The sequence below is a fragment of the Bacteroides mucinivorans genome, from assembly GCF_034654355.2.
Lineage (GTDB): Bacteria > Bacteroidota > Bacteroidia > Bacteroidales > Bacteroidaceae > Bacteroides > Bacteroides nordii.
The window spans coordinates 5455015-5481951 of sequence record NZ_CP178179.1; the positions used below are offsets into that span (position 1 = coordinate 5455015).

The window sequence follows — 26937 nt, forward strand, 5'->3', positions numbered from 1 at the left end:
TTTCTACAATGTAATAAATACCTACGTCTATACCAGGAGTTCCCGGATCGGTTTTTCTATAGTAGTAGTGGTTCCCCAAAATAAATAAACGTTCCCATCCGTATCCGTTACACGAAATCCTAAAGTAGAGGTTCCTGTAGGAAGAATTACTTCAAATCTAATTCCCGTATAAGGTACCGGAACTAATGTTATTCCTTCATTTTGGGACTTTCGAAGATAAAGACAACCCGACTTACCCTTTAATCTATAATAATATTTATCAGATTGAGTATCAATCTCATTATTAAGCATTCATAAACGATTATAGGGGGTATAAGTATTAGCAAAATCAAAATTTGTAAGTTTCCCAAATGGGACTCGCTCATACTCATTATAATAATAACCGGATAATTGCCTAAAATCATCATGACCTCTAATCTCTCGTACAATCTGAAAATCAGAACTCAGCGACCAGCCCAATCCTGTATAAGCACTTTCTTCTTTTGCCTTAAATCCTCCGGCATGATAGCTAATTACAAGCGGCAAACTACTCTCACGGCCTTTCAGCTCAAAAAGAGGAATTTCTATCCGGGGAACACCTGTATTATAATCTACCGGGAAATTAATACACTTGGCTAAACTCGCAGCTTCTGGAGCAGGAGGAGATTTTACCGGATAACTGAATTGTGAAGGAACACCTTGAGCCAATAAAGGGGATACAAATGATCCTAATAGGATAATACAAAATAAATAATGGCTTTTCATAAGCGCTAAATTTAAAATTAACCATTGTAAAAATAGGCAATTTTTAACAAAATGATTATCTGCATTATCTCAAATATTATCAATAAAGTATCTATTTCAAGAATATAAAAACTCATCGCCCTCCGGCGATGAGCATCTATAATAATCTCAATACAAATCTACTATTACTCTCTCCCTCGTAAACGTTCCGTCAGCCTGTTGCACCGGTTCTTCCATTCTCCACTTCATAGTAACCGATTTACCCAAATAATCGAGAATCTGATAGAGCGTTTCGTTCCTGAAAGTAGCCCTATATTTATACTCTTTCCCCGATATATTATTAAATTGGATATCAATATTAAAATGCCGTGACAATCTCTTCAACATATCAGGTAAAGGAGTATCCCTAAATATCAGCTTACCGTCTTTCCAGGCTATCTTCTCAAATACATCAACCTCAGATTTTACATATTGCGACGCCTTTTTGTCATAAAGCAGACGTTCACCCGGCTGTAAAGACTCAGCTTCCTCATATCCGGGTATAAGTATATTTACATGTCCGGATTCCAGCACTGTCTCAACATAACCTTCATTTTCATAGGAGCTGACATTAAAACGGGTCCCGGTTACAAACACACGCACTCCCGAAGGGGTATTAACATAAAAAGGATGCTCTTTATCAGATTGTACTTCAAAATATGCTTCGCCTTGCAAATCCACCTCGCGTATATTTTTGCTAAAGATAACCGGATAACGAAGGGTACTCCCCGAGTTTAGCCAAACGACCGAATTATCAGGCAATTCATAACGCACCACAGAACCTGTAGAAGCTGTTATACTCGCATATTGTATTTTTTCATCCGACGATTCATTAAAATACAAATACCCTAATATCACAGAGGAGAGAAATAAGGGCAAAGCCAGAAATGCAGCATACCGGATCAATTGGTGCTGCAATCTTTTATTCTTCTTTCTTCTTATCTGATTTTGAGTTTTCCCAAAAGCAGTTTGTACATCAATCGTTTCCATCTCTCTGATGTCATCTCCCAAAGCCAATGCCATCCGAAGGTCCTGAAATAGTCTTCGGTGCTCCTCCGACTCATTCAACAGGACCTCCACCTTCTTTTGCTCAGCTTCAGTGCATAAGCCTTTACAATAGCGAAAAAATAAATCTGAATCTTTATATTCCATTTGTTTTTAAGTTATCTTTTTCGTTTTTCAACTATTACCGGATAAATTATAATCGGGTAAATCGTTGGTCCGCTTAAACTATCTACTATTTGGGATGCCAATTTACTCTATTCTTGTCGAATAATTAATAAAAACATAAAACTAATTTTCTCTAAGAATCATAAAATCATAAATATATATCCCACGGCTTTTCAATGTATACTCACCTTATCTATATTACAATTAAAACCACCTCCAAAGGACAACTCCTCTTCTATTTTTGAAAAAACAGTCCTAATCAGTACCTTTACAAAGCACTATTTACTATTTTTGTGACGACTTTGGCTATGATACAATAATAAATACCCTAACAGCAGATGCAATGAGAATACGCCTTCGCGAAAGTAATAACGAGAAAGAATTCAGAAAGCTGTATGAAGAATACTATGCTCCTTTCTGTCTGTATGCGAAGAGATTCATAAATGATATGACAGTCTGTGAAGACCTCGTTTCCGACGTATTTGTTTCCCTCTGGGATAAACGGGATTCAATCGAATTAAAAAAAGAGACAGCAACCGCATATCTGAAAATATGCGTGCGCAACAGTTGCCTCAACCACCTGAAACACATGGAATATGAATGGAACTACAATGAGTTCTGTCAAAAGCAGTCTCCCATCTATGCCACAGAGACAGACAGTGTATATACTTTGAACGAACTTTATGATATGCTATACAAAACACTGCAACGCCTTCCCGAAAACTACCGCATTGTATTTATCAAAAGCTTCTTTGAAGGTAAAACGCATGCCGAAATTGCACAAGATATGAATCTTAGTGTAAAATCGATCAATCGATATAAACAGAAAACAATGGAATTACTCAGAGAAGAACTCAAAGAGTATCTGCCTGTATTGCTTCTAATAATATTACAGCACAGATTATAATCTATGTTTTACAATTTTCTTTTTATCAAGATATTTTTGATTATAAAATTTCTCATTTGTTTTTATATTAATCAAACTATCCCGACTATACAAAAAATGCATATCAGATATGTCAGGAACATTATATCCTTCAACATCTGTAGGATAAACAATAAGTTCATTATCAATTAATACATACTTAATTATCATTGAACGACCTATCCCTCCATAACGTTTCCAATATTCCAAAATTGAATCATTTCTTAAAATAATAGATTTCACATCACTCTCCACGATTTTTTTCCTGATTTCATTTTCACTATAAATATCTGAATCAATAGAAGGTATAAACCTATATACCTGAGTATCAAAACTAATTTTACATGACACAATAACAAATGCAATAAGCATTAATGATACGAAAAGAAATAAATTCTGTTTCATGGTAAAAGTTCATATATAGGTATTAAATCGTAAATTCTGCTCCCACAAAATTATAAAATATCCATAGCATCAGATACAGAAAGGGCTATATCTGTAACCTCCAATTATTTATATTCTTTCTGCTACATTTAAACTACATCAGTAAACTATCACGAAGAAACACATACTCCTTCTCTCCAATTTTATAAAGACATGGCATAGTTTCAGGGAGATTTATATGAATCTTTCGATTTAAAACTTTTGTATCTAAATTAATACTATCCAGAGGAGGTATATAATACAATGAATCACGCAACAATGAATATATCTTCAGGGGATATTCACAATAAGAGACGCCATCAAATCTTAAAGGATCACATTTCAAAATTAAATTTATAGGAGCTCCTGTTTTACCCTCCTGTTCCGGAGAAAAGGGAGGAACATTATAAATCCCAGGGAAAACATCCAGAAGATCAATCTCAGAAACAGAAAATTCAAACGGCTGATTACCATTCTTAAGTAAAAAACGACTCTCAATATTTGAAGATAAATCTAAATAGAAAGAAGAATCAGATTTATTGTAAATCTCAATATACAAATATATTTCCAATAAATCAGAAAAAAGAGATACTGAGTTATCCTTACCACAAATCCGAACATACGAGATAGTCATATCCACTAAAGGATCTACTTTCACGTCCTCTAAACAACGAAAATTACGTATAGCTTCTATATCGTAATAACTCTCTAGTTCTCTTTTTCGGGTAAACATACTTTTATCACACGACTTACATTTAAAAAAATACCATGTAAAATTACTATATTGAGCCCCTTCTAAATATGGCCATATTTTATCTACTATTTTACCAGGCAATTTTGGTTTACCCTGCAAATAAAACAAAAAATATTTACCATTATATTCTATAATATCAGTTGGTTCTCGATCTTCAATTGATTCAGGGATAAAAGATCCATCTCCAATTATTACATAAGAATAAAAATCAGAATACGTAAGTCCTACAATCTGTGTAAATTGAGATAATGAATCAGTGTTAGCCAAATGTTTTAAATGATCTAATAACTCTTCATCTATTTTATTAGGATTTATATTTACCTGGCAACTGCTCAATAATATCACAATGAATATACAACTTCTACTTATAATGTTTTGATACATCCAAATTACTTTATTCATAAACAATTTCACTACAAAAAAACAACAATCCAAACAAGGTCCTCAGCTTCTGTCTATTCGTAGTCCTATTTTTCTTTCTAACAAGATAATACAAAAAAATAAATAAAAACTTTTCATAAACACCATATTCATAATTATCAATTGTAAAAATAAGCAATTCTTAACAATACTACTATCAGTATTCTCTCAAATATTATCAATAAAATATCTATATACAAAACGATAACCATTACTAAAAAAAAATAACACAAAACATTACTGTAACCTATCATCCTCCCTTATAATATCACATACAGATACTCAATTCAACCATCCTTTATTATATAAATCAAAAATAAAGAGTTCATTCCTTTTAAACACCCTTCTTCTCTATAAATTCATTCATTATGAGAGCTATATAAAACAATATACTTTAGACCTCCTAAAGCAGCTATTCTTTATTTGCATATCTACTGACTTTAGCATATCTTTACTACATAATTTAAGACTAAAAACATCCCCATGTTTTCTACCAAAACACCCGGATGTTCTTATATAAAACATCCGCATGTTTTTATTCAGAACATCCGGATGTTTTAATAATAGATATCACAAGACAAGTATACAAGAACACAGTAATCTTGTACATAAAAACATTATTATCAATAATATAAAAAGTATATGTCTATCAACTATGTAGTAACCAAAAAGGTGGATAAAACGAAGGGAGAAGTAAAAGTACGTTATTATGCTACCACAAGGGCTATGCAAAAAAAGCCTGTTGACAGTTCACAGATTGCAATGCAGCTAGCCGAAAGAAGTTCTCTGCAAGATGGAGATGTAATGTCGGTGCTGACACAGCTATCGGGGATCATCGCCGGACACTTGCACGAAGGCAGGACAGTAAGTATTGACGGATTGGGAAATTTCTTCCCGACCATTAGTAGTGAAGGAGTAGAAAAGCCGGAAGAGTGTACAGCTGATAAAGTGTGGGTAGCACGTATCGGATTCAAAGCGGCTCCTGCTTTTTTAAAAAAGGTACGAATAAAAACCAAATTCCTCAGTATCCAATTGCAGGAAGGAAGAAAAGCAGCTGCTAAAAAGAAGAAAGCAGCAGAAGCGGGTAATGAGAAGTGAACATAAAAATAACAGGGAAAAAGAGAACGAAGAAGCATTTAACAATCTGTTGAAAACTTTATTTCACATTTTCTATCTGAGAGGTTCTTTTTTCTTTGAGAAATACGTATTTTTGCCGACACTTGCTTATATAATAAGGTGAAACAGATGAAGAAAGAACAAGAGGAATTGACATATCACGTACCGGTATTACTAGAAGAAAGCGTAGACGGAATGAATATTCGCCCCGGTGGAACGTATGTAGACGTTACTTTCGGTGGTGGCGGACATTCACGGGAGATACTTTCACGTTTAGAAAAAGACGGACGTTTACTGGGGTTTGACCAGGACGAGGATGCCGAACGGAACATTGTCAATGACCCACATTTCACATTTGTACGAAGTAACTTTCGCTATTTGCATAATTTTCTTCGCTATCATGAAATAGAAAAAGTGGATGCTATACTGGCAGATTTAGGGGTATCATCTCATCACTTTGATGACAGCGAACGAGGATTTTCATTTCGCTTTGACGGAGCACTGGATATGCGTATGAACAAGCGGGCAGGACTCACAGCTGCTGATGTTTTAAATACCTATGATGAAGAACGATTAGCAGATCTTTTTTATCTGTACGGAGAATTAAAAAACAGTCGTAAACTGGCATCGGTTATAGTAAAATCCCGTGCTTCCGGACAGATTAAGACAATAGGTGAGTTTCTGGAAATCATCAAACCGCTATTTGGACGTGAACGGGAAAAGAAGGAATTAGCCAAAGTATTTCAGGCACTCCGTATAGAAGTTAACCAGGAAATGGAAGCATTGAAAGAGATGTTGCTGGCAGCAACGGAAGCACTAAAACCGGGTGGAAGATTAGTAGTAATCACTTATCATTCGTTGGAAGACCGAATGGTAAAAAACATCATGAAAACCGGTAATGTTGAGGGCAAAGCAACACAAGATTTTTTTGGAAATCTGCAAACTCCATTCAAACTGGTAAACAATAAAGTGATTGTCCCGAATGAGGAAGAGATAGAACGTAATCCGAGATCACGAAGTGCCAAACTAAGGATAGCGGAAAAAAAATAAAAGAGAAGCTTGTTAGTAAATTGAGACCAGACTTTCTAAAAGATAAGTCAACTAAAATAGAGACAACGATGGAAGAAGAAAAGATAACAAAAGAAGAGCCGAAAGGAGGGAAAAAGAAAAAAAGAGCCTCCCTGAAAAGTATTCTTGGAGGAGATATTCTGGCAACAGACTTTTTCCGCCGCCAAACGAAGCTGCTGGTACTTATCATGGTATTTATCATCTTCTATATCCATAACCGATATGCCAGCCAGCAACAACAGATTGAAATAGACCGGCTTAAAAAAGAGCTTATCGACATAAAATATGATGCACTGACACGTAGTTCGGAGTTGATGGAAAAAAGCCGCCAATCACGTATCGAAGAGTATATCTCGACTAAAGAAAGTGATTTGCAGACTTCGACCAATCCACCGTATGAAATCAAAAAATAAAAAACACAGAGAACAGGTAACTTTAAATAGTAAATCGTTAAACAGTTAATAGTCTTGGCAGTTAATAAAAAAAACATAATGACCCGTTACTTCTTCGTCATCCTCATCATGGGGTTGGTGGGAGTAGCAATTGTTGTAAAGGCAGGCATTACCATGTTTGCCGAACGACAATACTGGCAGGATGTAGCAGACCGTTTTGTAAAGGAGAATGTAACCGTAAAACCGAACCGGGGTAATATTATCTCATCCGACGGTAAATTAATGGCAAGTTCACTGCCGGAATATCGCATCTACATGGACTTTAAAGCTGGAGCTCCTGCTAAAATAGACTCATTAAAAAAACACATGAATGAGATCTGCGAAGGATTACACCAGATATTTCCAGACAAAAGTGCTGCCGAGTTTAAAGCGCATCTTCAAAAGGGAATAAAAAAAGGAAGCCGGAACTACCTGCTCTATCCCAAACGAATCTCTTACATTCAATACAAAGAAGCCAAACGCCTGCCTGTTTTTAACATGAACAAATATAAAGGCGGATTTCATGAACTGGCATACAACCAACGCAAGAAACCATTCGGTTCTCTGGCAGCTCGTACCTTAGGGGATCTTTACGCTGACACAGCACAAGGTGCAAAGAATGGAATTGAACTGGCTTTTGATACATTGCTCAAAGGACGGGACGGAATCACACACCGTCAGAAGGTAATGAACAAATACCTTAACATCGTAGACATTCCTCCCATAGATGGTTGTGATCTTATTGCCACCATTGATGTAGGAATGCAGGATATTTGCGAAAAGGCACTGGTGGACAAACTGAAAGAGTTAAATGCCAGTGTAGGCGTTGTTGCATTGATGGAGGTTTCAACAGGAGAAGTCAAAGCGATAGTCAACATGATGAAAGCTGCAGACGGTAACTATTACGAAATGCGTAACAATGCTATCAGTGACATGCTTGAGCCGGGATCCACTTTCAAGACTGCTTCCATTATGGTAGCTTTGGAAGACGGACACATCACTCCGGACTATGAAGTAGATACGGGAAACGGTATCAAAATGATGTATGGACGTGCAATGAGAGACTGGAACTGGCATCGTGGCGGATACGGAAGAATCAATGTAACACGTATTCTTGAAGTATCATCCAACGTGGGCACTTCAAGCATTATAGATCAATTCTATCATGACAAACCACAAAAGTTTGTAGATGGACTGAAACGTATGAGCATTGACCAACCCCTACATTTACAGATATCAGGAGAAGGTAAGCCAAATATCAAAGGGCCCAAAGAACGCTATTTTGCAAAAACAACTCTTCCCTGGATGAGTATTGGTTATGAAACTCAGGTACCACCCATGAATATCCTGACGTTCTATAATGCCATTGCAAATAATGGTGTTATGGTACGCCCCAAATTTGTAAGAGCAGCTGTGAAGGATGGAGAAGTAGTAAAAGAGTTTCCAACGGAGGTGATTAATCCGAAAATTTGTTCAGACAATACATTGAAGCAGATACAAGAGATTTTGTACAAAGTTGTTCATCAGGGATTGGCAGGACCGGCAGGTAGTAAGCAGTTTGCCGTTTCGGGAAAAACAGGTACGGCACAGATCTCACAAGGTGCTGCCGGATATAAGACCGGAAGAACAAATTATCTGGTTAGTTTCTGCGGATATTTTCCTTCGGAGGCTCCGAAATACAGCTGTATTGTTTCGATTCAGAAACCCGGGTTACCAGCTTCGGGAGGTTTGATGGCAGGTAGTGTATTTGGCAAAATTGCAGAAAGAGTATATGCAAAAGACCTGCGTTTGCCTTTGACAAATGCCATCGACACAAATAGCGTAGTCATTCCCGACGTAAAAGCCGGAGAGATGAATGATGCCAAACGGGTACTGGATGAACTAAGCATACAAAGCCAAAGCAAATTTGACTTAAAGAGTGGCAAAGAAACCTGGGGAAGTACACATGCAGCTCCCAAAAGTGTTATTCTGGAAAGCAGAGACCTCATGCGGGATTTTGTACCCAGCGTTATAGGCATGGGGGCAAAAGACGCTGTTTATTTGCTTGAAAGCAGAGGAGTGAAAGTAAACCTGGTAGGTGTAGGCAAGGTGAAAAGCCAGTCGATAGCTAACGGAACGAGAGTAAAGAAGGGACAAACAATAACACTCGTACTGCATTAGAGAGATGGAAGTGAAGATTTTGAATAAGTAGTACGTGTCAACCGAATATAAAAAAAGAAGATGAAGTTAAATGAATTATTAAAGGCTATTCAACCGATACAAGTTATCGGAGCTTCGGACATAGAAATAACAGGAGTCAACATTGATTCCAGACAAGTGGAGGCAGGCCATTTATTTATGGCTATGCGTGGTACACAGGCAGACGGGCATGCATATATTCCCGCAGCAATTGAAAAAGGAGCCATAGCTGTGCTTTGTGAAGATATGCCTGAACATCCGGAAGAAGGTATCACCTATATACAAGTGAAAGACAGCGAAGACGCAACCGGTAAAGTTGCCACTACTTTCTTTGGAGATCCTACTTCAAAAGTGGAATTGGTGGGTGTAACCGGAACAAACGGAAAAACAACAATCGCTACCTTATTATATAATACATTCCGTTATTTCAGATATAAAGTAGGACTCATCTCAACTGTATGTAACTATATTGATGATGAAGCAATTCCGACTGAGCATACCACTCCTGACCCTATCACACTAAACCTATTGCTGGGAAGAATGGCTGATGAAGGCTGTAAATATGTTTTCATGGAGGTAAGTTCCCACTCCATTGCTCAGAAACGTATCAGTGGTTTAAAGTTTGCAGGAGGTATCTTCACCAACCTGACCCGCGACCATCTGGATTATCATAAGACAGTAGAAAACTATCTGAAAGCAAAGAAAAAATTCTTTGATGACCTACCCAAGAGTGCATTCTGTCTTACTAACCTGGATGATAAAAACGGGCTGGTAATGACGCAGAACACACGTTCGAAGGTGTACACCTACTCTCTGAGAAGTTTGAGTGACTTCAAAGGCAGAGTGTTGGAATCACACTTTGAAGGAATGTTGCTTGATTTCAATAACCATGAATTGATGGTACAATTCATAGGCAAATTCAATGCTTCCAATCTTCTGGCTGTATTTGGTGCAGCAGTGTTGCTTGGTAAGAAAGAAGAAGACGTACTGGTAGCACTCAGTACACTTCATCCGGTAGCCGGACGCTTTGATGCCATTCGTTCGCCACAGGGATATACAGCGATTGTTGATTATGCACATACTCCGGATGCTCTGATAAATGTGCTGAATGCCATTCATGGAGTACTCGAAGGAAAAGGAAAAGTGATTACCGTAGTAGGTGCCGGAGGTAACCGTGACAAAGGCAAGCGTCCTATTATGGCCAAAGAAGCTGCCAAAGCAAGTGATCGCGTTGTCATCACATCGGATAACCCTCGTTTTGAAGAACCTCAGGACATCATAAATGATATGTTAGCTGGTCTGGACACAGAGGACAGAAAGAAAACAATCAGTATTACAGACCGTAAAGAGGCTATTCGCACCGCTTGTATGCTGGCCGAAAAAGGAGATGTAATTCTCGTTGCCGGAAAAGGGCACGAGAACTATCAGGAGATAAAAGGAGTGAAACATCACTTTGATGATAAAGAGATACTGAAAGAAATGTTTAATGATTAGTGATTAATGATTAGTGCTATGCAGCCTGACAGCACAGCCGACTAATCGTTTATCACTAATCCCTTATCACTAAAATCATGTTATACTATCTATTTGAGTGGCTACATAAGTTAAACTTCCCCGGGGCGGGAATGTTTGGATATACATCTTTCCGTGCATTGATGGCTATCATTCTGGCACTGCTGATTTCAAGTATCTGGGGTGACAAGTTTATCAACTTGCTGAAACGAAAGCAAATCACGGAAACACAGCGTGATGCTAAAATCGATCCTTTTGGCGTCAACAAAGTAGGTGTGCCCAGCATGGGAGGAGTTATCATCATTGTAGCCATTTTGATACCTTGCCTGTTGCTAGGAAAATTACACAATATCTACATGATATTGATGCTCATTACCACTATATGGCTGGGATCACTGGGATTTGCCGATGACTATATCAAAATATTCAAAAAAGACAAAGAAGGATTACACGGTAAGTTTAAAATTATCGGTCAGGTAGGATTAGGGCTGATTGTCGGATTAACCTTATACCTCAGCCCGGATGTGGTAATTCGTGAAAACATCGAAGTACAAACTCCCGGACGTGAAATGGAGGTTATACATGGAACGAATGATCTTAAGTCTACTCAGACTACCATTCCATTCTTTAAAAGCAATAACCTTGACTATGCCGATCTGGTAGCTTTTATGGGTGATCATGCTCAAACAGCCGGTTGGATATTGTTCGTTATCATCACCATCTTTGTGGTGACAGCCGTATCCAACGGAGCCAACCTGAATGACGGTATGGACGGTATGGCTGCGGGTAACTCCGCCATTATCGGATTAACACTGGGAATACTCGCATATGTATCGAGCCATATTGAATTCGCGGGATACCTGAACATCATGTATATCCCCGGATCGGAAGAACTGGTAATCTTCATCTGTGCATTTATCGGTGCACTGATAGGATTCTTATGGTACAATGCATATCCGGCACAAGTATTTATGGGAGATACGGGTAGCTTGACAATTGGCGGCATTATCGCCGTATTTGCCATCATCATACACAAAGAATTACTGATCCCGATTCTTTGTGGTGTGTTCCTGGTTGAAAACCTGTCGGTAATTCTGCAACGTGCTTATTATAAAGTTGGTAAACTCAAAGGAGTGAAACAACGTCTTTTTAAACGTACGCCTATACACGACCATTTCCGTACATCAATGAATCAGATAGAAGACGGATGCCGGGTAGTGTTTACAAAACCGGACAATCTGTTTCACGAATCAAAAATCACAGTTCGCTTTTGGATTGTAACAATTGTCCTGGCAGCCATAACGATTATTACATTAAAGATAAGATAAATAAAGATTCAATGCGTCAATATGCCAATGTGCCGATTAAGAAAAGCCAATGGAGTAATGAAGCATGCCCCCCAAAGATAACAAAGAGAATTAACCGGATTATTAACCACTAAAGTTTGTGCACTGCCATTGGTGCATTAGCATATTGGCCTATTAGCACATTATTGAGAATGAAAAGAGTTGTAATTTTAGGAGCAGGTGAAAGCGGCGCAGGTGCTGCCGTATTAGCCAAGGTAAAAGGGTTCGAGACGTTTGTATCAGATATGTCCGCCATTAAGGACAAATACAAGAAACAACTCGACAGCCACGGTATTGCCTGGGAAGAAGGCCATCATACCGAAGAATTGATTCTGAACGCCGACGAGGTGGTAAAAAGCCCGGGGATTCCGAATGACGCTCCATTGATTCTGAAACTAAAGGCACAAGGCACGCCGATTATATCGGAAATAGAATTTGCCGGACGCTATACGGATGCAAAGATGGTTTGTATCACCGGGTCAAACGGAAAAACAACAACAACCAGCCTCATTTACCACATTTTTAAAAGTGCAGGACTAAATGTGGGACTGGCAGGAAATATAGGAAAAAGCCTGGCTTTGCAAGTAGCAGAAGGCAAGCATGATTATTATGTAATCGAACTAAGTTCATTTCAACTGGACAACATGTACGAATTTCGTGCAAACATCGCTGTCCTGATGAATATTACGCCGGATCATCTGGATCGTTACGATCACTGTATGCAAAATTATATTGATGCAAAATTCCGTATTACTCAAAACCAAACTCAGGACGATGCTTTCATTTTCTGGAATGACGATCCTATCATCAAACGAGAACTGGAAAAGCATGGCCTAAAGGCACACTTATACCCATTCGCAGCAGTAAAAGAGGATGGAGCAATTGCCTATGTAGAGGATAATGAGGTAAAAATCACAGAGCCAATTGCGTTCAACATGGAACAAGAGAAGTTGGCACTGACCGGACAACATAATCTCTATAATTCACTGGCAGCAGGTATCTCGGCCAATCTTGCCGGTATTACCAAAGAAGATATCCGCAAAGCATTGTCGGATTTTAAAGGTGTGGAACACCGTTTAGAGAAAGTAGCCCGTGTAGGTGGTATTGATTTTATCAATGACTCCAAAGCTACCAATGTAAACTCCTGTTGGTATGCTCTGCAAAGTATGACAACCAAAACAGTACTTATACTTGGTGGTAAGGATAAAGGAAATGACTATACAGAAATAGAAGATCTGGTACGCGAGAAATGTTCGGCATTGGTGTATCTGGGACTGCACAATGAAAAGCTACATGCTTTTTTCGACCGGTTCGGATTACCGGTAGCCGATGTACAGACCGGCATGAAAGACGCAGTAGAAGCTGCATATAAACTGGCTAAAAAAGGTGAAACCGTACTGTTAAGTCCTTGTTGTGCCTCCTTCGATCTCTTCAAGAGTTACGAAGATCGTGGCGACCAGTTCAAAGAGTACGTTCGCGCCCTCTAATTTTTAATCTTTAATTTTTAAATTAAACAGTGGATCTATTAAAGAACATATTCAAGGGCGATAAGGTAATCTGGATTATCTTTCTCTGCCTCTGCCTCATCTCAATCATTGAGGTGTTTTCGGCAGCCAGCACCCTGACGTATAAGAGCGGGGACCACTGGGGACCGATCACACAGCATTCTATCATCCTGATGGTGGGGGCCGTTGTTGTAGTGTTGATGCACAATATCCCTTATAAATGGTTTCAGGTATTTCCTGTTTTCCTATATCCTGTCTCTGTTGTACTGCTGGCTTTCGTTACGCTGATGGGTGTTATCACAGGCGATCGCGTCAATGGTGCAGCACGTTGGATGTCGTTCATGGGATTACAGTTCCAGCCATCGGAACTGGCAAAGATGGCTGTGGTTATTGCAGTTTCTTTTATTCTATCCAAAAGACAGGATGACGAAGGAGCCAATCCGAAGGCATTCAAATACATCATGATTATCACCGGGCTTGTTTGCCTGTTGATTGCTCCGGAAAACCTTTCAACAGCAATGTTACTATTCGGAGTTGTATTTCTGATGATGTTTATCGGACGGGTAGCAGCACGGAAACTACTTCTTTTAATAGGTTCATTGGGATTGGTAGGTATAATAGGTGTCGTGTTTCTGCTGGCGATTCCAAAGGATTCGGATATTCCTTTCCTACACCGTTTTGACACATGGAAAAGTCGTATCACCAACTTCACAGAGAAAGAGGAAGTACCGGCTGCTAAGTTTGATATAGACAAAGATGCCCAGATAGCGCATGCCCGTATTGCTATTGCAACAAGTAATTTTGTTGGTAAAGCACCTGGTAACTCTATTCAACGCGACTTTTTAAGTCAGGCATTCTCTGATTTTATATTTGCCATCATTATAGAAGAGCTTGGCCTGGTGGGAGGAGCTTTCGTAGTTTGCCTCTATATCTGGCTACTGGTACGTGCCGGACGTATAGCCCAAAAATGTGAACGAACATTCCCGGCTTTTCTGGTAATGGGCATAGCACTCATGTTGGTATCGCAGGCGATTTTAAATATGATGGTAGCCGTTGGTTTATTCCCGGTGACAGGTCAGCCTCTGCCACTCATCAGTAAAGGAGGAACTTCAACTTTAATAAATTGTGCCTATATCGGTATGATACTGAGTGTAAGTCGTTATACTGCGTATCTTGAAGAGCAGAAAGAACGTGATGCACAACTACAGATGCAGATAGCAGCAGAAACAACCGAGGCTCAGATAGTTGCAGAACCTACAGCACAGGTATTGAATAGTGATGCAGAGTTTGAGAAAGAAAAATAGTTGAGAGTTACAGGTCGTTGCGTCCCGATATCCTATGATATCCGCAATCAGTAGTTCACTAAAATAATGTATAATGGAAAAAGAGCTTAGAATTATCATCAGTGGCGGTGGCACAGGAGGACATATCTTTCCGGCTGTATCCATCGCCAATGCCATAAAAGAGCAATGTCCTGATGCTAAAATATTATTCGTTGGTGCTGAAGGCCGAATGGAAATGCAACGTGTACCTGATGCTGGTTATGAGATTATCGGACTGCCGGTTGCCGGATTCGACCGCAAACGTCTGTGGAAGAACTTCGCTGTACTCATTAAACTGGCGCGTAGTCAATGGAAAGCAAAAAGTATCATTAAGAAGTTTCGCCCTCAGGTAGCAGTAGGCGTTGGTGGCTATGCCAGCGGACCAACTCTGAAGATGGCTGGTATGATGGGAGTTCCAACTCTGATACAAGAACAAAATTCTTATGCAGGAGTAACCAATAAGTTATTAGCAAAGAAAGCATGTAAAATATGTGTGGCGTATGATGGTATGGAAAAATTCTTTCCGGCAGCTAAAATACTGATGACAGGAAACCCGGTTCGCCAAAACCTGTTCACCAATAATCAGAGCCGGGAAGAGGCCATACAGGCTTTCGGACTCAGTCCGGAAAAGAAAACAATACTGATCTTGGGAGGTAGCCTTGGCGCACGTACCATTAATAATACGCTGATAGCAGGGTTACAAACCATAAAAGAAACAAGCGGCATTCAATTCATCTGGCAAACAGGAAAAATATATTATCAACAAGTAATGGAAGCTGTTAAGGCAGCAGGAGAAATTCCGAATCTGTATGTAGCAGACTTTATTAAAGACATGGCCACAGCTTATTCAGCAGCCGATTTAGTGATTTCCCGGGCTGGTGCGGGTTCTATATCAGAGTTCTGTCTGCTGAACAAACCGGTTATTCTGGTTCCTTCGCCTAATGTAGCTGAAGACCATCAGACTAAAAATGCATTGGCCCTAGTCAATAAGCAGGCTGCTATATATGTAAAAGATGTAGAAGCAGAAGAGAAACTGTTGTCCGTAGCATTAGAAACAATTACCAATGCTACGAAATTAAAAGATTTAAGTGAGAATATAGCAAAGTTAGCATTGCCGGACTCTGCTACTATCATAGCAAAAGAAGTGATAAAATTAGCACAACAATGAATATCGAAACTATAAAATCAGTCTATTTTGTTGGTGCCGGTGGCATCGGAATGAGTGCACTTGTACGCTACTTTCTTTCCAAAGGAAAATTTGTAGCCGGTTATGACCGTACTCCCAGCGAACTAACTGAGTGCCTTATTGCCGAAGGTGCACAAATACACTACGAAGAAGATGCAGACCTGATTCCCGAAGTATGTAAAGACAAGGAAAGTACCCTCGTCGTACTGACACCCGCCGTACCACAGGAACATGCCGAACTGGTTTATTTCCGTAACAACGGTTTTGAAATACAGAAACGCGCTCAAGTACTGGGAACCATTACACACTCCAGTAAAGGGCTTTGCGTAGCCGGGACCCATGGAAAGACAACTACTTCGACGATGACTGCACATTTGTTACACCAGTCACATGTGGGCTGTACAGCTTTCCTAGGAGGTATTTCCAAAAATTATGGAACTAACCTGCTACTTTCGAAGACAAGCCCGTACACTGTAATCGAAGCGGATGAATTTGACCGTTCCTTCCACTGGCTATCTCCGTTCATGTCTGTCATCACATCTACGGATCCCGATCATCTGGATATCTACGGAACAGCAGAAGCATACCTTGAAAGTTTTGAGCACTACACCACGCTTATTCAGCCAGGTGGTGCATTGATTATTCGCAAAGGTATTTCGCTGCAACCTCAGGTACAGCAAGGAGTGAAAGTATATACTTATTCGCGCGACGAAGGTGATTTCCATGCTGAAAATATCCGTATCGGAAACGGTGAGATTTTCATTGACTTTGTGGGACCGGATGTACGTATCAACGATATCCAACTGGGGGTACCCATAAGTATCAACATTGAAAATGGAGTGGCTGCCATGGCACTTGCTCACCTGAATGGTGTTACTAATGAGGAAATTAAACAAGGTATGGCGAGTTTCCATGGGGTGGACCGTCGTTTCGATTTCAAAATCAAAAACGATCGCGTAGTCTTTCTGAGTGATTATGCTCATCATCCGTCAGAGATCAAACAGAGTGTGCTGTCTATCCGCGAATTGTATAAAGACAAAAAGATTACAGCTATTTTTCAACCTCATCTATATACACGTACGCGTGATTTTTATAAAGATTTTGCAAGTAGTTTATCCCTCTTGGACGAAGTAATTCTGGTAGATATCTACCCGGCGCGTGAACAACCCATACCGGGAGTAACCAGCCAACTGATTTACGATAATCTCCGTCCCGGTATTGAAAAATGTATGTGTAAAAAAGAAGAAATACTGAATATCCTGGAAAACAAGAATATAGAAGTATTAATCACTCTTGGAGCTGGTGACATAGACAACTATGTTCCATCTATTACAGAAAAATTAAATACAAGATTGAACAAACCTCAATCATAAATTGTAAATCGTATAATTGTAAATGTCATTATGCTGAAACGGATTCTTTTATCCCTCGTCCTGTTGCTCGTCACTGCCTATCTATGTATAGCCGTGACAGTATTCAACCGTAAACCGGCCAACCAGGTTTGTCGTGACATGGAATTAATTATCAAGGACACGGTTTATGCCGGTTTCGTAACCAAAGACGAAGTAGCCGGAATACTACAAAAGAAAGGAATCTACCCCGTAGGAAAGAAAATGGAACGTATCCAGACTAAAACCCTGGAACGGGAACTGGATAAACACCCGCTTATTGACGAAACAGAATGCTATAAAACTCCCAGTGGCAAACTCTGCGTAGAAGTTAAACAGCGTATTCCAATCCTCCGTATCATGAGCAATAATGGCGAGAACTATTACGTAGATAACAAAGGAACCATCATGCCCCCCGAAGCCAAATGCGTAGCTCGCCGGACAATTGTAACCGGAAATGTAGAAAAGTCGTTTGCAATGAGGGATTTATATAAGTTTGGTGTATTTTTGCAGAACAATCCGTTCTGGGATGCTCAGATAGAACAAATTCATGTACTACCCGGCAAGGATATTGAATTGGTACCACGGGTAGGTGATCATATTGTCTATCTTGGAAAACTGGAACACTTTGAAGATAAGCTGGATCGCCTGAAAACATTCTATAGGAAAGCCTTGAACGAGGTGGGATGGAATAAATATTCACGCATCAGTCTGGAGTTCAGTAACCAGATTATCTGCACCAAGCATCAATGATGAATGCCTGCGCGCAGCCAATTGTAAATTGTAAATTGTAAAATCGTAAATAAGAAATATGGCAACAACAGAATTTATCGCCGCTATTGAACTGGGTTCATCAAAGGTTACCGGCATTGCCGGAAGAAAGAACAGTGACGGAAGTATGCAGGTGTTGGCTTATGCCAAAGAAGATTCCTCTTCGTTCATCCGAAAAGGAATTATCTATAATCTGGATAAGACAGCCCAAAGCCTTACATCCATCATTAACAAGTTGGAAGGCGATCTGAAAAACTCAATCGCCAAGGTATATGTAGGTATCGGCGGACAATCACTCCGTACCGTACGGAATGTCGTAAGCCGTGATCTGAACGAAGAAACAATCATCTCGCAAGAGTTAGTGGATGCTATCTGCGATGAGAATCTGGAAATTCCGTTGGTAGACATGGATATATTGGATGTTGCCCCACAGGAATATAAGATCGGGAACAACCTGCAAGCAGATCCTGTAGGAGTGGCCGGTAGCCATATAGAGGGGCGTTTCCTGAATATCGTAGCACGGGCTTCGATCAAAAAGAATCTGGAACGCTGTTTCGAACAGGCTAAAATAGAAATAGCCGACCTGCTTATCTCTCCATTAGTAACTGCCAATGCCGTACTAAGCGAAAGTGAGCGCCGTTCCGGTTGTGCACTTATCGACTTCGGAGCTGACACCACTACAATCTCTGTTTATAAAAATAATATTCTTCGTTTCCTCACTGTATTGCCATTAGGTGGAAACAGCATTACACGTGACATTACTTCCATGCAGATGGAAGAGGAAGAAGCCGAACGCCTGAAAACAACTTTCGGGAATGTAATGTACGAGGAAGAAGAGAGTGAAGAAGCTGCTACCTGCCAACTCGAGGACGGAAGTCGTACAGTCGAGTTACAAGCATTAAACAACATTATCGAAGCGCGGGCAGAAGAAATCATCACAAATGTATGGAATCAAATTCAGTTATCAGGCTACGATGACAAATTATTGTCCGGCATTATCATCACCGGTGGAGCCGCTAATCTGAAAAATCTGGATACTATGCTTCGCAAAAGGAGTAAGATTGAAAAGATACGAACTGCCAGAAGTATCCGCAATACGATACAGACAGACAGCAATCTGATAAAGAAAGACGGCACACAAAATACATTATTCGGTTTGCTTTTTGAAGGGAAAGAGAACTGCTGTCTGGTAGAAGCACGTCCCGTAACTCATTCGCAACCTGTCATAACCGAACCGGTCAATATGTTCGAAGAAGATGAAGCACTGAAAGAACAGGAAGCTGCCGCCCGCGAAGCAAAGAAGAAAAAAGATGAAGAAGATAAACGACGCCGGGACGAAGACAGACGTCGTAAAGAAGAAGAAAAACGTAAGAAAGAAGAGGCACGAAAGAAGAAAAAAGAGGGTCCCAGTTGGTTTGAAAAGACTTTCAATAAGATTTCTAACGAGATCTTCTCGGATGACGATATGAAATAATAGTAAATTGTAAATAGAAAACGTACCTTAGTGTCAATATCAGATAATGGTCATGACCATAGGGAATAAATAATAAATATCATGACGGACGAGATAGTACAATTCGATTTCCCGACAGATTCGCCAAAGATCATCAAAGTAATTGGTGTAGGCGGTGGTGGCGGTAACGCCGTAAACCACATGTACAGGGAGGGTATACATGACGTAACATTCGTTCTCTGTAATACAGATAATCAGGCATTGGCAGAATCGCCCGTGCCGGTGAAACTACAATTAGGTCGTAACATTACGGAAGGTCTGGGAGCAGGTAACCGCCCCGACCGGGCACGTGATGCAGCCGAAGAAAGTATCGAAGACATCAAGACCCTACTGAATGATGGTACCAAAATGGTATTTATCACTGCCGGAATGGGAGGGGGAACAGGAACCGGTGCTGCTCCTGTTATAGCCCGTATCGCCAAGGAGATGGATATCCTGACTGTAGGTATCGTAACTATCCCTTTCATCTTCGAAGGAGAAAAGAAAATCATCCAGGCATTGGATGGTGTAGAGCGTATCGCCCAACATGTAGATGCTCTGTTGGTTATCAACAATGAACGCCTGAGAGAAATCTATTCAGACCTTACTTTTATGAATGCGTTCGGAAAAGCGGATGATACACTTTCTATCGCAGCCAAAAGTATAGCTGAAATTATCACCATGCGTGGTACGGTAAATCTGGACTTCGCAGATGTGAAAACGATCTTGAAAGATGGTGGCGTAGCCATTATGAGTACTGGTTTCGGAGAGGGTGAAAATCGTGTGACAAAGGCCATCGATGATGCCCTGCACTCACCGCTACTGAACAACAACGATATCTTCAACGCAAAGAAGGTCATGCTGAATGTTTCTTTCTGTCCTAACTCAGAACTGATGATGGAAGAAATGAACGAAATTCACGAGTTCATGAGCAAATTCCGTGAAGGAGTAGAAGTAATCTGGGGTGTGGCTATGGACAATTCACTGGATAAGAAAGTAAAAATAACCGTACTTGCTACCGGATTTGGTGTAGAAGACGTGCCAGGTATGGACAGTGTGCTCGAGAAACGCAGTCAAGAAGAAGAAGAACGCCAACTCCAACTGGAAGAAGAGAAGGAGAAAAACAAAGAACGTATTCGCAAAGCATATGGCGAAAGTGCCAGCAGCATTGGAAGTAAAAATATTCGTAAACGTCGTCATATCTATATTTTCAGTGCTGAAGATCTGGATAATGACGATATCATTGCAATGGTAGAAGATTCACCAACCTACCAACGTGATAAAACTACTCTTGGCAAAATCAGAGCAAAGGCAGCTTTGGAAGAAGAGATCGCAACGGAAGAAGCCGTGGACGAAAGCGGACTAATCACTTTTTGAATTGAGAGTTGAAAATTAAAGAAATAAGAGTTTTTTTTAATTGTAAATTGTAAATCGCTAAATTGTAAATATAGTTATGGATTTATTCGAAAAAGTCAGCGAAGACATCAAAAACGCAATGAAGGCTAAAGATAAAGTAGCCCTTGAAACACTGAGAAATGTAAAGAAATTCTTTCTGGAAGCCAAAACAGCTCCGGGAGCAAATGATATTCTGACAGATGATGCTGCTTTAAAGATCATCCAGAAACTGGTTAAACAGGGAAAAGACTCTGCAGAAATTTACATCGGACAAGGACGTCAGGACCTGGCAGACGGTGAATTGGCGCAAGTAAAGGTTATGGAAGCCTATCTACCTAAACAGATGACGCCAGAAGAACTGGAGGCAGCGCTAAAAGAAATCATTGCAGAAACAGGTGCTACAAGTGGTAAAGATATGGGTAAAGTAATGGGAGTTGCCTCCAAAAAACTTGCCGGACTGGCGGAAGGCCGCGCTATATCTACTAAAGTGAAAGAGTTACTCGGTTAATTCTTCAATATACAGAGGAATTCTCTACGAGATAACCGAAGTAAATACCAGCACTTAAAAAGATGTCCCGGAAAGAGAATATTGCTCTCTTTCCGGGACTTCTTTTATAATATTCAACAAATTTATATTTAATTTACACAAGATTAAAATCCAAAAATCAAAACTAAAAATAACAACAACAAGGCTGAAAGCGCAAAAAGAAATAAAAGATTACATTGCAAACACTAAAACCTAAGTATTAATCTTAATTCAAACACGTATGAAAAATGTATTACGCTACATCTTTCTTGTATTATGTACTTGCTTCACTCTACAAGTACACGCACAAGGAAGTATCGAAGTTACTGGTCAGGTGGTTGATGCCGATCAGGAAGGTTTACCCGGTGCAAATATCCTTATTAAAGGAACAACAGTAGGAACTACGACCGATGTGGAGGGTAACTACAAACTTACCGTTACTAATCCCGGTCAAGCCGTGTTAGTATTCTCTTTTATAGGCCTTGACTCGAAAGAAGTGGCCGTGAAAAATCAACGCAGAATTAATGTCACTCTTGAATCATCTGCTGTCGAACTGGAAGAAGTCGTAAAAATCGGATATGCTACTGTTAAACGGAAAGACCTGACAGGTTCGGTGTCTTCAGTAAAAGCCAGTGAGCTGGCAGCTGTGCCCATTTCAGATGTAACCCAGGCATTAAGTGGTAAAGTGGCCGGTGTACAGGTAATCCGCTCACAAGGTTCACCCGATGCTGATGTATCTATAAAAGTACGTGGAGGTACATCGATTACACAAAGTAACGAACCTCTTTATATTATTGACGGTTTCCCCTCGGAAGACGGATTGAAAGGAATCGAAGCCAATGATATTGAGTCAATTGACATCCTGAAAGATGCTTCGTCGACAGCCATTTATGGAGCAAGAGGAGCAAATGGTGTGGTTCTGGTAACAACGAAAGGCGGTAAACAGGACAAATTGAGTATCAGTTACGACATGTATATAGGATTCAAAAAAGTAAATAAGAAGTACGACCTCCTGGATGTAGAGGATTTCGTAAAATTAGACTACGAACGTTACATCGATCAGCCGGATAAAATGCGTGATGTGATCATTCCAACTTATGGAAATTTCGATGAATACAACCAGTTATATGGAAACCGATCCGGTATCGACTGGCAGAAAGAGGTTTTTGAAAACCACTCTGCTATCAGCCAACAGCATAAATTCACAATCAGCGGAGGGAGTAAAACCTCAAAGTATCTCTTCTCTTATACACGCAATGATGACAAAGGTATCTGGTATGGCAGTGGGCTAAAGCGCGATAACTTCCGTATGAAGATCAACCAGGTAGCATCCGAATGGCTTAACCTATCGGCCAATGCAAGTTATATTGACGAAACAACAGAAGGGCTGGGAAGTCTCCAGGAAGGTGGAGCATTCAGCCGCATGCAACATGTGATACAATACCGTCCTACTATCGGCAAAAACGGCAGTGACAATGACTTACTTATCAATGATGACGATCCGGTATTGCTACTCGAAGGTGCAAGCCCCATGCAAAGCCCGATTGCTTCTATCGAAAGCGAATCTATAGAAAAACGAAACCGCATCCTGAATATCAATGGAGATGCTGAAATCAAATTCAATAAAGAATGGTCTTATCGCGGAACGGTTGGTATCCGTAAGCGGATGCGCAACGAAGATGTGTTTTATTCGGAACGTTCAAAGCAGGCAAAGAATGCCGGGGCTCCTTTTGGATGGAAAAAATCAACGGACGAAGAGAGTTTTATGTATAATAATGTGTTGACCTATAATAAATCATTTAACATCAATCATCAACTCGATCTGGTAGGTGGTCAGGAATTTATCTCTTTCAAATCAAAATACTTAAAGACAGGGGCAACTAATTTCCCCGACAAGAACTTCGGTCTGAATGATATGTCGTTAGGGGCTTCACCCGATATTGTACAGACGATCAACCAGGAAGAGCGTATGCTATCATACTTCTTTCGTGCCAACTATAACCTGAAACAAAGGTATCTTTTCGCAGCTTCCATCCGCGCAGATGGTTCATCCAAATTCGGAGCAAACAACAAATGGGGCTATTTCCCCTCTGCCTCTTTTGCATGGAGAGCTTCCGAAGAGGAATTTATTAAACGCTGGAATGTATTTTCTAATCTGAAGGTAAGACTCAGTTACGGTGCTGCCGGCAACAATCACATCGATAACTACCTTTCACTTTCAAAAATAGGTTCGGTATGGATCCCCTATGGTACAGGTACTCAAAGTGGCTTTGTTAGTAAACAGCTATACAATCCCGACTTGAAATGGGAAACCAATATCACTGCCAACCTGGGACTGGATATGGGATTCTTCGATCAACGCCTGCAACTGACTGTAGATATCTATAACGTAGAAACCAAAGGTTTGCTACTGGACGCTCCTATCCCTCAATTATCCGGCTTTAAAAACATGATGATTAATGCGGGAAAAACCAATAACAAAGGTGTAGAAGTATCTATTACGTCACATAACATCCATACCCGGGACTTTACCTGGACTACCAACATCAACCTTGCACACAACAAAAACAAGGTGAAAGAGCTGTACATGTCCGACTATATGGAAATCGTATCAGGATGGGCACAAACCTCTGAATTCAATAAGAGTGACTACATGATCCGGGTGGGACAGTCGTTGGGACAAATGTATGGCTATCGCCTGAAAGGCATTTATACGATGGATGACTTTACATACGATGCCAATCAACAAAAATATATATTAAAAGAAGGTATACCCTATGATAAGAGCCGTTATCCCAAACCCGGTTATTGGAAGTTTGAAGATATAGATAAAAACGGAGAAATCACCGATAAAGATCGTGAAGTTATCGGGAATGCCAATCCCAAACTCTATGGTGGTATGACCAATACATTGACCTGGAAAGGCTTTGACCTGAGTATCTTCTTGAATTTCTCCATAGGAAACAAGGTATACAGCGCCAATAAAATGTATTATACAAAGTTCAATAACCAGTGGCGCAACACACTGAAAGACGAAGCCCTGAGCCGTTTTACCGTAATGAATGCCAAAGGTGAATATATCTTCAACGATCCGGCACAACTGGCAGAAGTGAACAGAAACAGAAACTACGTATCCATTGAAGGAAGTTCTGATCTTTATTTCCACTCCGGTTATGTAGAAGACGGCTCGTTCCTGAAGATTAACAATATCTCATTGGGATATACCCTTCCACGTGAACTGACAAAGAAAATCAAACTGTCAACAGTACGTTTCTATGCCACCGGATACAATCTTCATACATTCACAAAATACTCCGGTTATGACCCGGAAGTAAACACATACCCTAACAACGGTCTGACTCCGGGAATCGATTGGGGAGCTTACCCTTCTTCTATCTCCTTCGTATTTGGTGCAAACATCGCTTTTTAAACTTAAAAAAAGAACATGTATTATGAGAACAACAACGATTAAGCATATAGTAACCCTGCCACTTATTGTTTTGGGTATGGGCATATTTACTTCCTGCGAAGATTTCCTTACAGAAAAGAAATATGACTTCATTGACGAAGCTGACTTTTATACCAATAATACCGAATTAGAACTTGCCGTAAACGGAGCTTATGAAGTGCTGAGTGAGAAGATGACTTACGGACATTTTATGCTCGTCAACGACTGCGATACTGACCTGAGCCATATCAAAGGTTCGGGTACAGGACAAGCTGCACGAGATATTGGCCACTATAATATCTATGCCGCACATACCTGGCTGGAAGAATCATGGGGGCTTTACTATACAGGTATTGACCGTGTAAACCGTATCATGGACAATAAAGAGAAAGTGGAATTACCGGATGAAGCAAGTAAAGCCACTTTCAAACGCCTGATTGCCGAAGCTCGCCTTCTGCGTGGACTTTGTTACTTTGATCTTGTACGTATGTGGGGCGATGTACCGATGAAACTAACCTCATCCAAGAAGAGCGAAAACTTCCTAATCCCCCGCACTGATCGTGAAAAAGTATATGACCAGATTATAGAGGATATGGAAGCTGCTGTTGCCGACCTGCCCTGGCATGACGAAGTTTCTTATACGGGACGTCCTTCCAAAGGAGCGGCTATGGGATTACTAGCACGTGCTTATCTCTTTCGTGCCGGATACTCCTTGCACCAGGATGGAAAGATGAAACGCCCGGACAATTACAAAGAGTATTACAAACGGGCCAAAGAAGTTTGTAACGAACTGATCACTTCGCATCACCACTCACTGAATCCAAGTTATGAACGGGTATTCCGCAATGTATGCGAGTATAAACTGGAACCGAAAGAGGTGATGTACGAAGTACAGTTCTATAACCCGACAGGAGGTACGGAACATACCGGTAAAATCGGCTCATACAACTCACCTGAGATTGACAGAAACTCTTCTTATGGGTTAGGAAATTCATTTATCAAAACTACTCACATCTTCTATAATTATTTTGATGAAGATGATCCACGCCTCCCAACCGCTATTGCTACATTCAAAATAGACAAAAATGATAAAGTAATCGCTGTTCCCCTTAACGAGAGTTATAATTGGGCACCAGGCAAATGGCGTCGCAACTGGGTAGCAGGTTCTCCAAAAGACCTCGAAAACACAGATGTAAACTTCATCCTGCTACGCTACTCTGACGTACTGCTGATGTATGCTGAAGCTGTAAATGAATACGACGGGCAGCTGGACGATCTGGCTATTGAATGTTTGAATCAGGTACGTCGCCGGGCTTATGAAGCCGACCCTACAACCCCGAATGCAGAGCTGGACTTCACAAAAGCAGACTTTCCCACACAGCAAACCGTCCGTGATTATCTATATATGGAACGTGCACGCGAACTTTGCTTTGAAGGTTTTCGCAGATTTGATCTTATCCGATGGAATTTATTGGGTAGTACGATTGCCGATTTTGCCGTGAAGTTCAAAGCAGCCGTAGCTGACGGTACACTGAAAGCCTATACCTGGGCAGCAGGAAATCGTTTCGAAGCGGGCAAACATGAATTATATCCGATACCAACTTACGAAATACGGGAGACGAAGGGTATCGTGACCCAGAATCCGAAATATTGATAAAACCCCGGGCCGCAGGTTGTATGAACCTATACAAATTATAAACTCTTAAGTCCATAACAATTAGTGTGATTATCTTTTGTTCCGGGTTTGTATAATCTGCGGTCTAAGGGGAAAGCTGATACAGATTTTTATCCCTGACAAT

The 26937-nt window shown here is 40.3% G+C and carries 22 protein-coding genes; 17 read left to right on the plus strand and 5 right to left on the minus strand.

Translation table 11 applies throughout. The features are described from left to right. Positions 1–27 precede the first annotated feature (27 nt). From VCM39_RS20660 to VCM39_RS20670, 3 genes are all read right to left on the minus strand, one after another. Positions 28–291 carry a hypothetical protein gene (locus VCM39_RS20660; RefSeq protein ID WP_322933865.1) on the minus strand — a complete coding sequence of 88 codons (264 nt, stop codon included), beginning with the start codon at positions 289–291 and terminating at the stop codon, positions 28–30. Next, positions 292–744 (minus strand): hypothetical protein, encoded by a 453-nt coding sequence (locus VCM39_RS20665; protein WP_322933866.1) that lies wholly within the window; start codon positions 742–744, stop codon positions 292–294. A gap of 147 nt (positions 745–891) precedes the next feature. Further along, positions 892–1914 (minus strand): FecR family protein, encoded by a 1023-nt coding sequence (locus VCM39_RS20670; protein ID WP_221650764.1) that lies wholly within the window; start codon positions 1912–1914, stop codon positions 892–894. Between the two features lie 361 nt (positions 1915–2275). Between VCM39_RS20670 and VCM39_RS20675 the strand changes: the two genes are divergently transcribed. Next, positions 2276–2839, plus strand: a complete 564-nt coding sequence (locus VCM39_RS20675; RefSeq protein WP_002558789.1) for an RNA polymerase sigma-70 factor — start codon at positions 2276–2278, stop codon at positions 2837–2839. Here VCM39_RS20675 and VCM39_RS20680 read toward each other — a convergent pair. Both VCM39_RS20680 and VCM39_RS20685 read right to left on the minus strand, forming a co-directional pair. Continuing rightward, entirely contained in the window at positions 2834–3262 is a 429-nt protein-coding gene (locus tag VCM39_RS20680) for a hypothetical protein (protein WP_322933867.1), read from the minus strand. The two genes, VCM39_RS20675 and VCM39_RS20680, sit on opposite strands and share 6 nt — an antisense overlap. A 133-nt stretch (positions 3263–3395) precedes the next feature. Then, the gene (locus tag VCM39_RS20685) at positions 3396–4436 is read right to left on the minus strand and encodes a hypothetical protein (protein WP_322933868.1); all 1041 of its coding nucleotides are present in this window, start codon (positions 4434–4436) and stop codon (positions 3396–3398) included. Between the two features lie 660 nt (positions 4437–5096). On the opposite strand from VCM39_RS20685, the gene VCM39_RS20690 reads away from it, so the two are divergent. From VCM39_RS20690 to VCM39_RS20765, 16 genes are all read left to right on the plus strand, one after another. Then, positions 5097–5552: an HU family DNA-binding protein gene (locus VCM39_RS20690; RefSeq protein WP_321028797.1), complete on the plus strand. Its 456-nt coding sequence runs from the start codon at positions 5097–5099 to the stop codon at positions 5550–5552. Positions 5553–5699: 147 nt separating this feature from the next. After that, complete coding sequence (rsmH, locus tag VCM39_RS20695) at positions 5700–6620, plus strand: 16S rRNA (cytosine(1402)-N(4))-methyltransferase RsmH (protein WP_322933869.1); 921 nt, start codon at positions 5700–5702, stop codon at positions 6618–6620. Positions 6621–6688: 68 nt separating this feature from the next. Then, on the plus strand, positions 6689–7051 hold the full coding sequence (locus VCM39_RS20700) for an FtsL-like putative cell division protein (protein WP_221651526.1): 363 nt from the start codon (positions 6689–6691) through the stop codon (positions 7049–7051). 78 nt (positions 7052–7129) lie between these two features. Further along, positions 7130–9229, plus strand: a complete 2100-nt coding sequence (locus VCM39_RS20705) for a penicillin-binding protein (protein ID WP_323674036.1) — start codon at positions 7130–7132, stop codon at positions 9227–9229. 60 nt (positions 9230–9289) lie between these two features. Continuing rightward, positions 9290–10741, plus strand: a complete 1452-nt coding sequence (locus VCM39_RS20710; RefSeq protein WP_322933871.1) for a UDP-N-acetylmuramoyl-L-alanyl-D-glutamate--2,6-diaminopimelate ligase — start codon at positions 9290–9292, stop codon at positions 10739–10741. A 77-nt stretch (positions 10742–10818) separates the two neighbouring features. Next, positions 10819–12087 (plus strand): phospho-N-acetylmuramoyl-pentapeptide-transferase, encoded by a 1269-nt coding sequence (mraY, locus tag VCM39_RS20715; protein WP_322933872.1) that lies wholly within the window; start codon positions 10819–10821, stop codon positions 12085–12087. A 170-nt stretch (positions 12088–12257) separates the two neighbouring features. Next, the gene (murD, locus tag VCM39_RS20720; RefSeq protein ID WP_221651523.1) at positions 12258–13592 is read left to right on the plus strand and encodes a UDP-N-acetylmuramoyl-L-alanine--D-glutamate ligase; all 1335 of its coding nucleotides are present in this window, start codon (positions 12258–12260) and stop codon (positions 13590–13592) included. Positions 13593–13621: 29 nt separating this feature from the next. Next, entirely contained in the window at positions 13622–14914 is a 1293-nt protein-coding gene (locus tag VCM39_RS20725) for an FtsW/RodA/SpoVE family cell cycle protein (protein WP_221651522.1), read from the plus strand. Positions 14915–14987: 73 nt separating this feature from the next. Further along, complete coding sequence (gene murG, locus VCM39_RS20730; protein WP_289291558.1) at positions 14988–16100, plus strand: undecaprenyldiphospho-muramoylpentapeptide beta-N-acetylglucosaminyltransferase; 1113 nt, start codon at positions 14988–14990, stop codon at positions 16098–16100. Continuing rightward, complete coding sequence (murC, locus tag VCM39_RS20735) at positions 16097–17491, plus strand: UDP-N-acetylmuramate--L-alanine ligase (RefSeq protein WP_289291556.1); 1395 nt, start codon at positions 16097–16099, stop codon at positions 17489–17491. The genes murG and murC overlap by 4 nt, the downstream gene beginning before the upstream one ends. Positions 17492–17521: 30 nt before the next feature. Further along, a complete protein-coding gene (locus VCM39_RS20740; RefSeq protein WP_221651519.1) occupies positions 17522–18259 on the plus strand; it encodes a cell division protein FtsQ/DivIB in 738 nt (245 codons plus the stop codon). 58 nt (positions 18260–18317) lie between these two features. Continuing rightward, positions 18318–19751 carry a cell division protein FtsA gene (gene ftsA / locus VCM39_RS20745; protein ID WP_221651518.1) on the plus strand — a complete coding sequence of 478 codons (1434 nt, stop codon included), beginning with the start codon at positions 18318–18320 and terminating at the stop codon, positions 19749–19751. Positions 19752–19832: 81 nt separating this feature from the next. Beyond that, positions 19833–21146 (plus strand): cell division protein FtsZ, encoded by a 1314-nt coding sequence (gene ftsZ, locus VCM39_RS20750; protein ID WP_002558771.1) that lies wholly within the window; start codon positions 19833–19835, stop codon positions 21144–21146. 76 nt (positions 21147–21222) lie between these two features. After that, positions 21223–21672, plus strand: a complete 450-nt coding sequence (locus VCM39_RS20755; protein WP_221651516.1) for a GatB/YqeY domain-containing protein — start codon at positions 21223–21225, stop codon at positions 21670–21672. A gap of 259 nt (positions 21673–21931) precedes the next feature. Beyond that, a complete protein-coding gene (locus VCM39_RS20760; RefSeq protein ID WP_289291549.1) occupies positions 21932–25120 on the plus strand; it encodes a SusC/RagA family TonB-linked outer membrane protein in 3189 nt (1062 codons plus the stop codon). A 22-nt stretch (positions 25121–25142) separates the two neighbouring features. Beyond that, a complete protein-coding gene (locus VCM39_RS20765; RefSeq protein WP_221651514.1) occupies positions 25143–26792 on the plus strand; it encodes a RagB/SusD family nutrient uptake outer membrane protein in 1650 nt (549 codons plus the stop codon). The last annotated feature ends 145 nt before the right edge of the window (positions 26793–26937 follow it).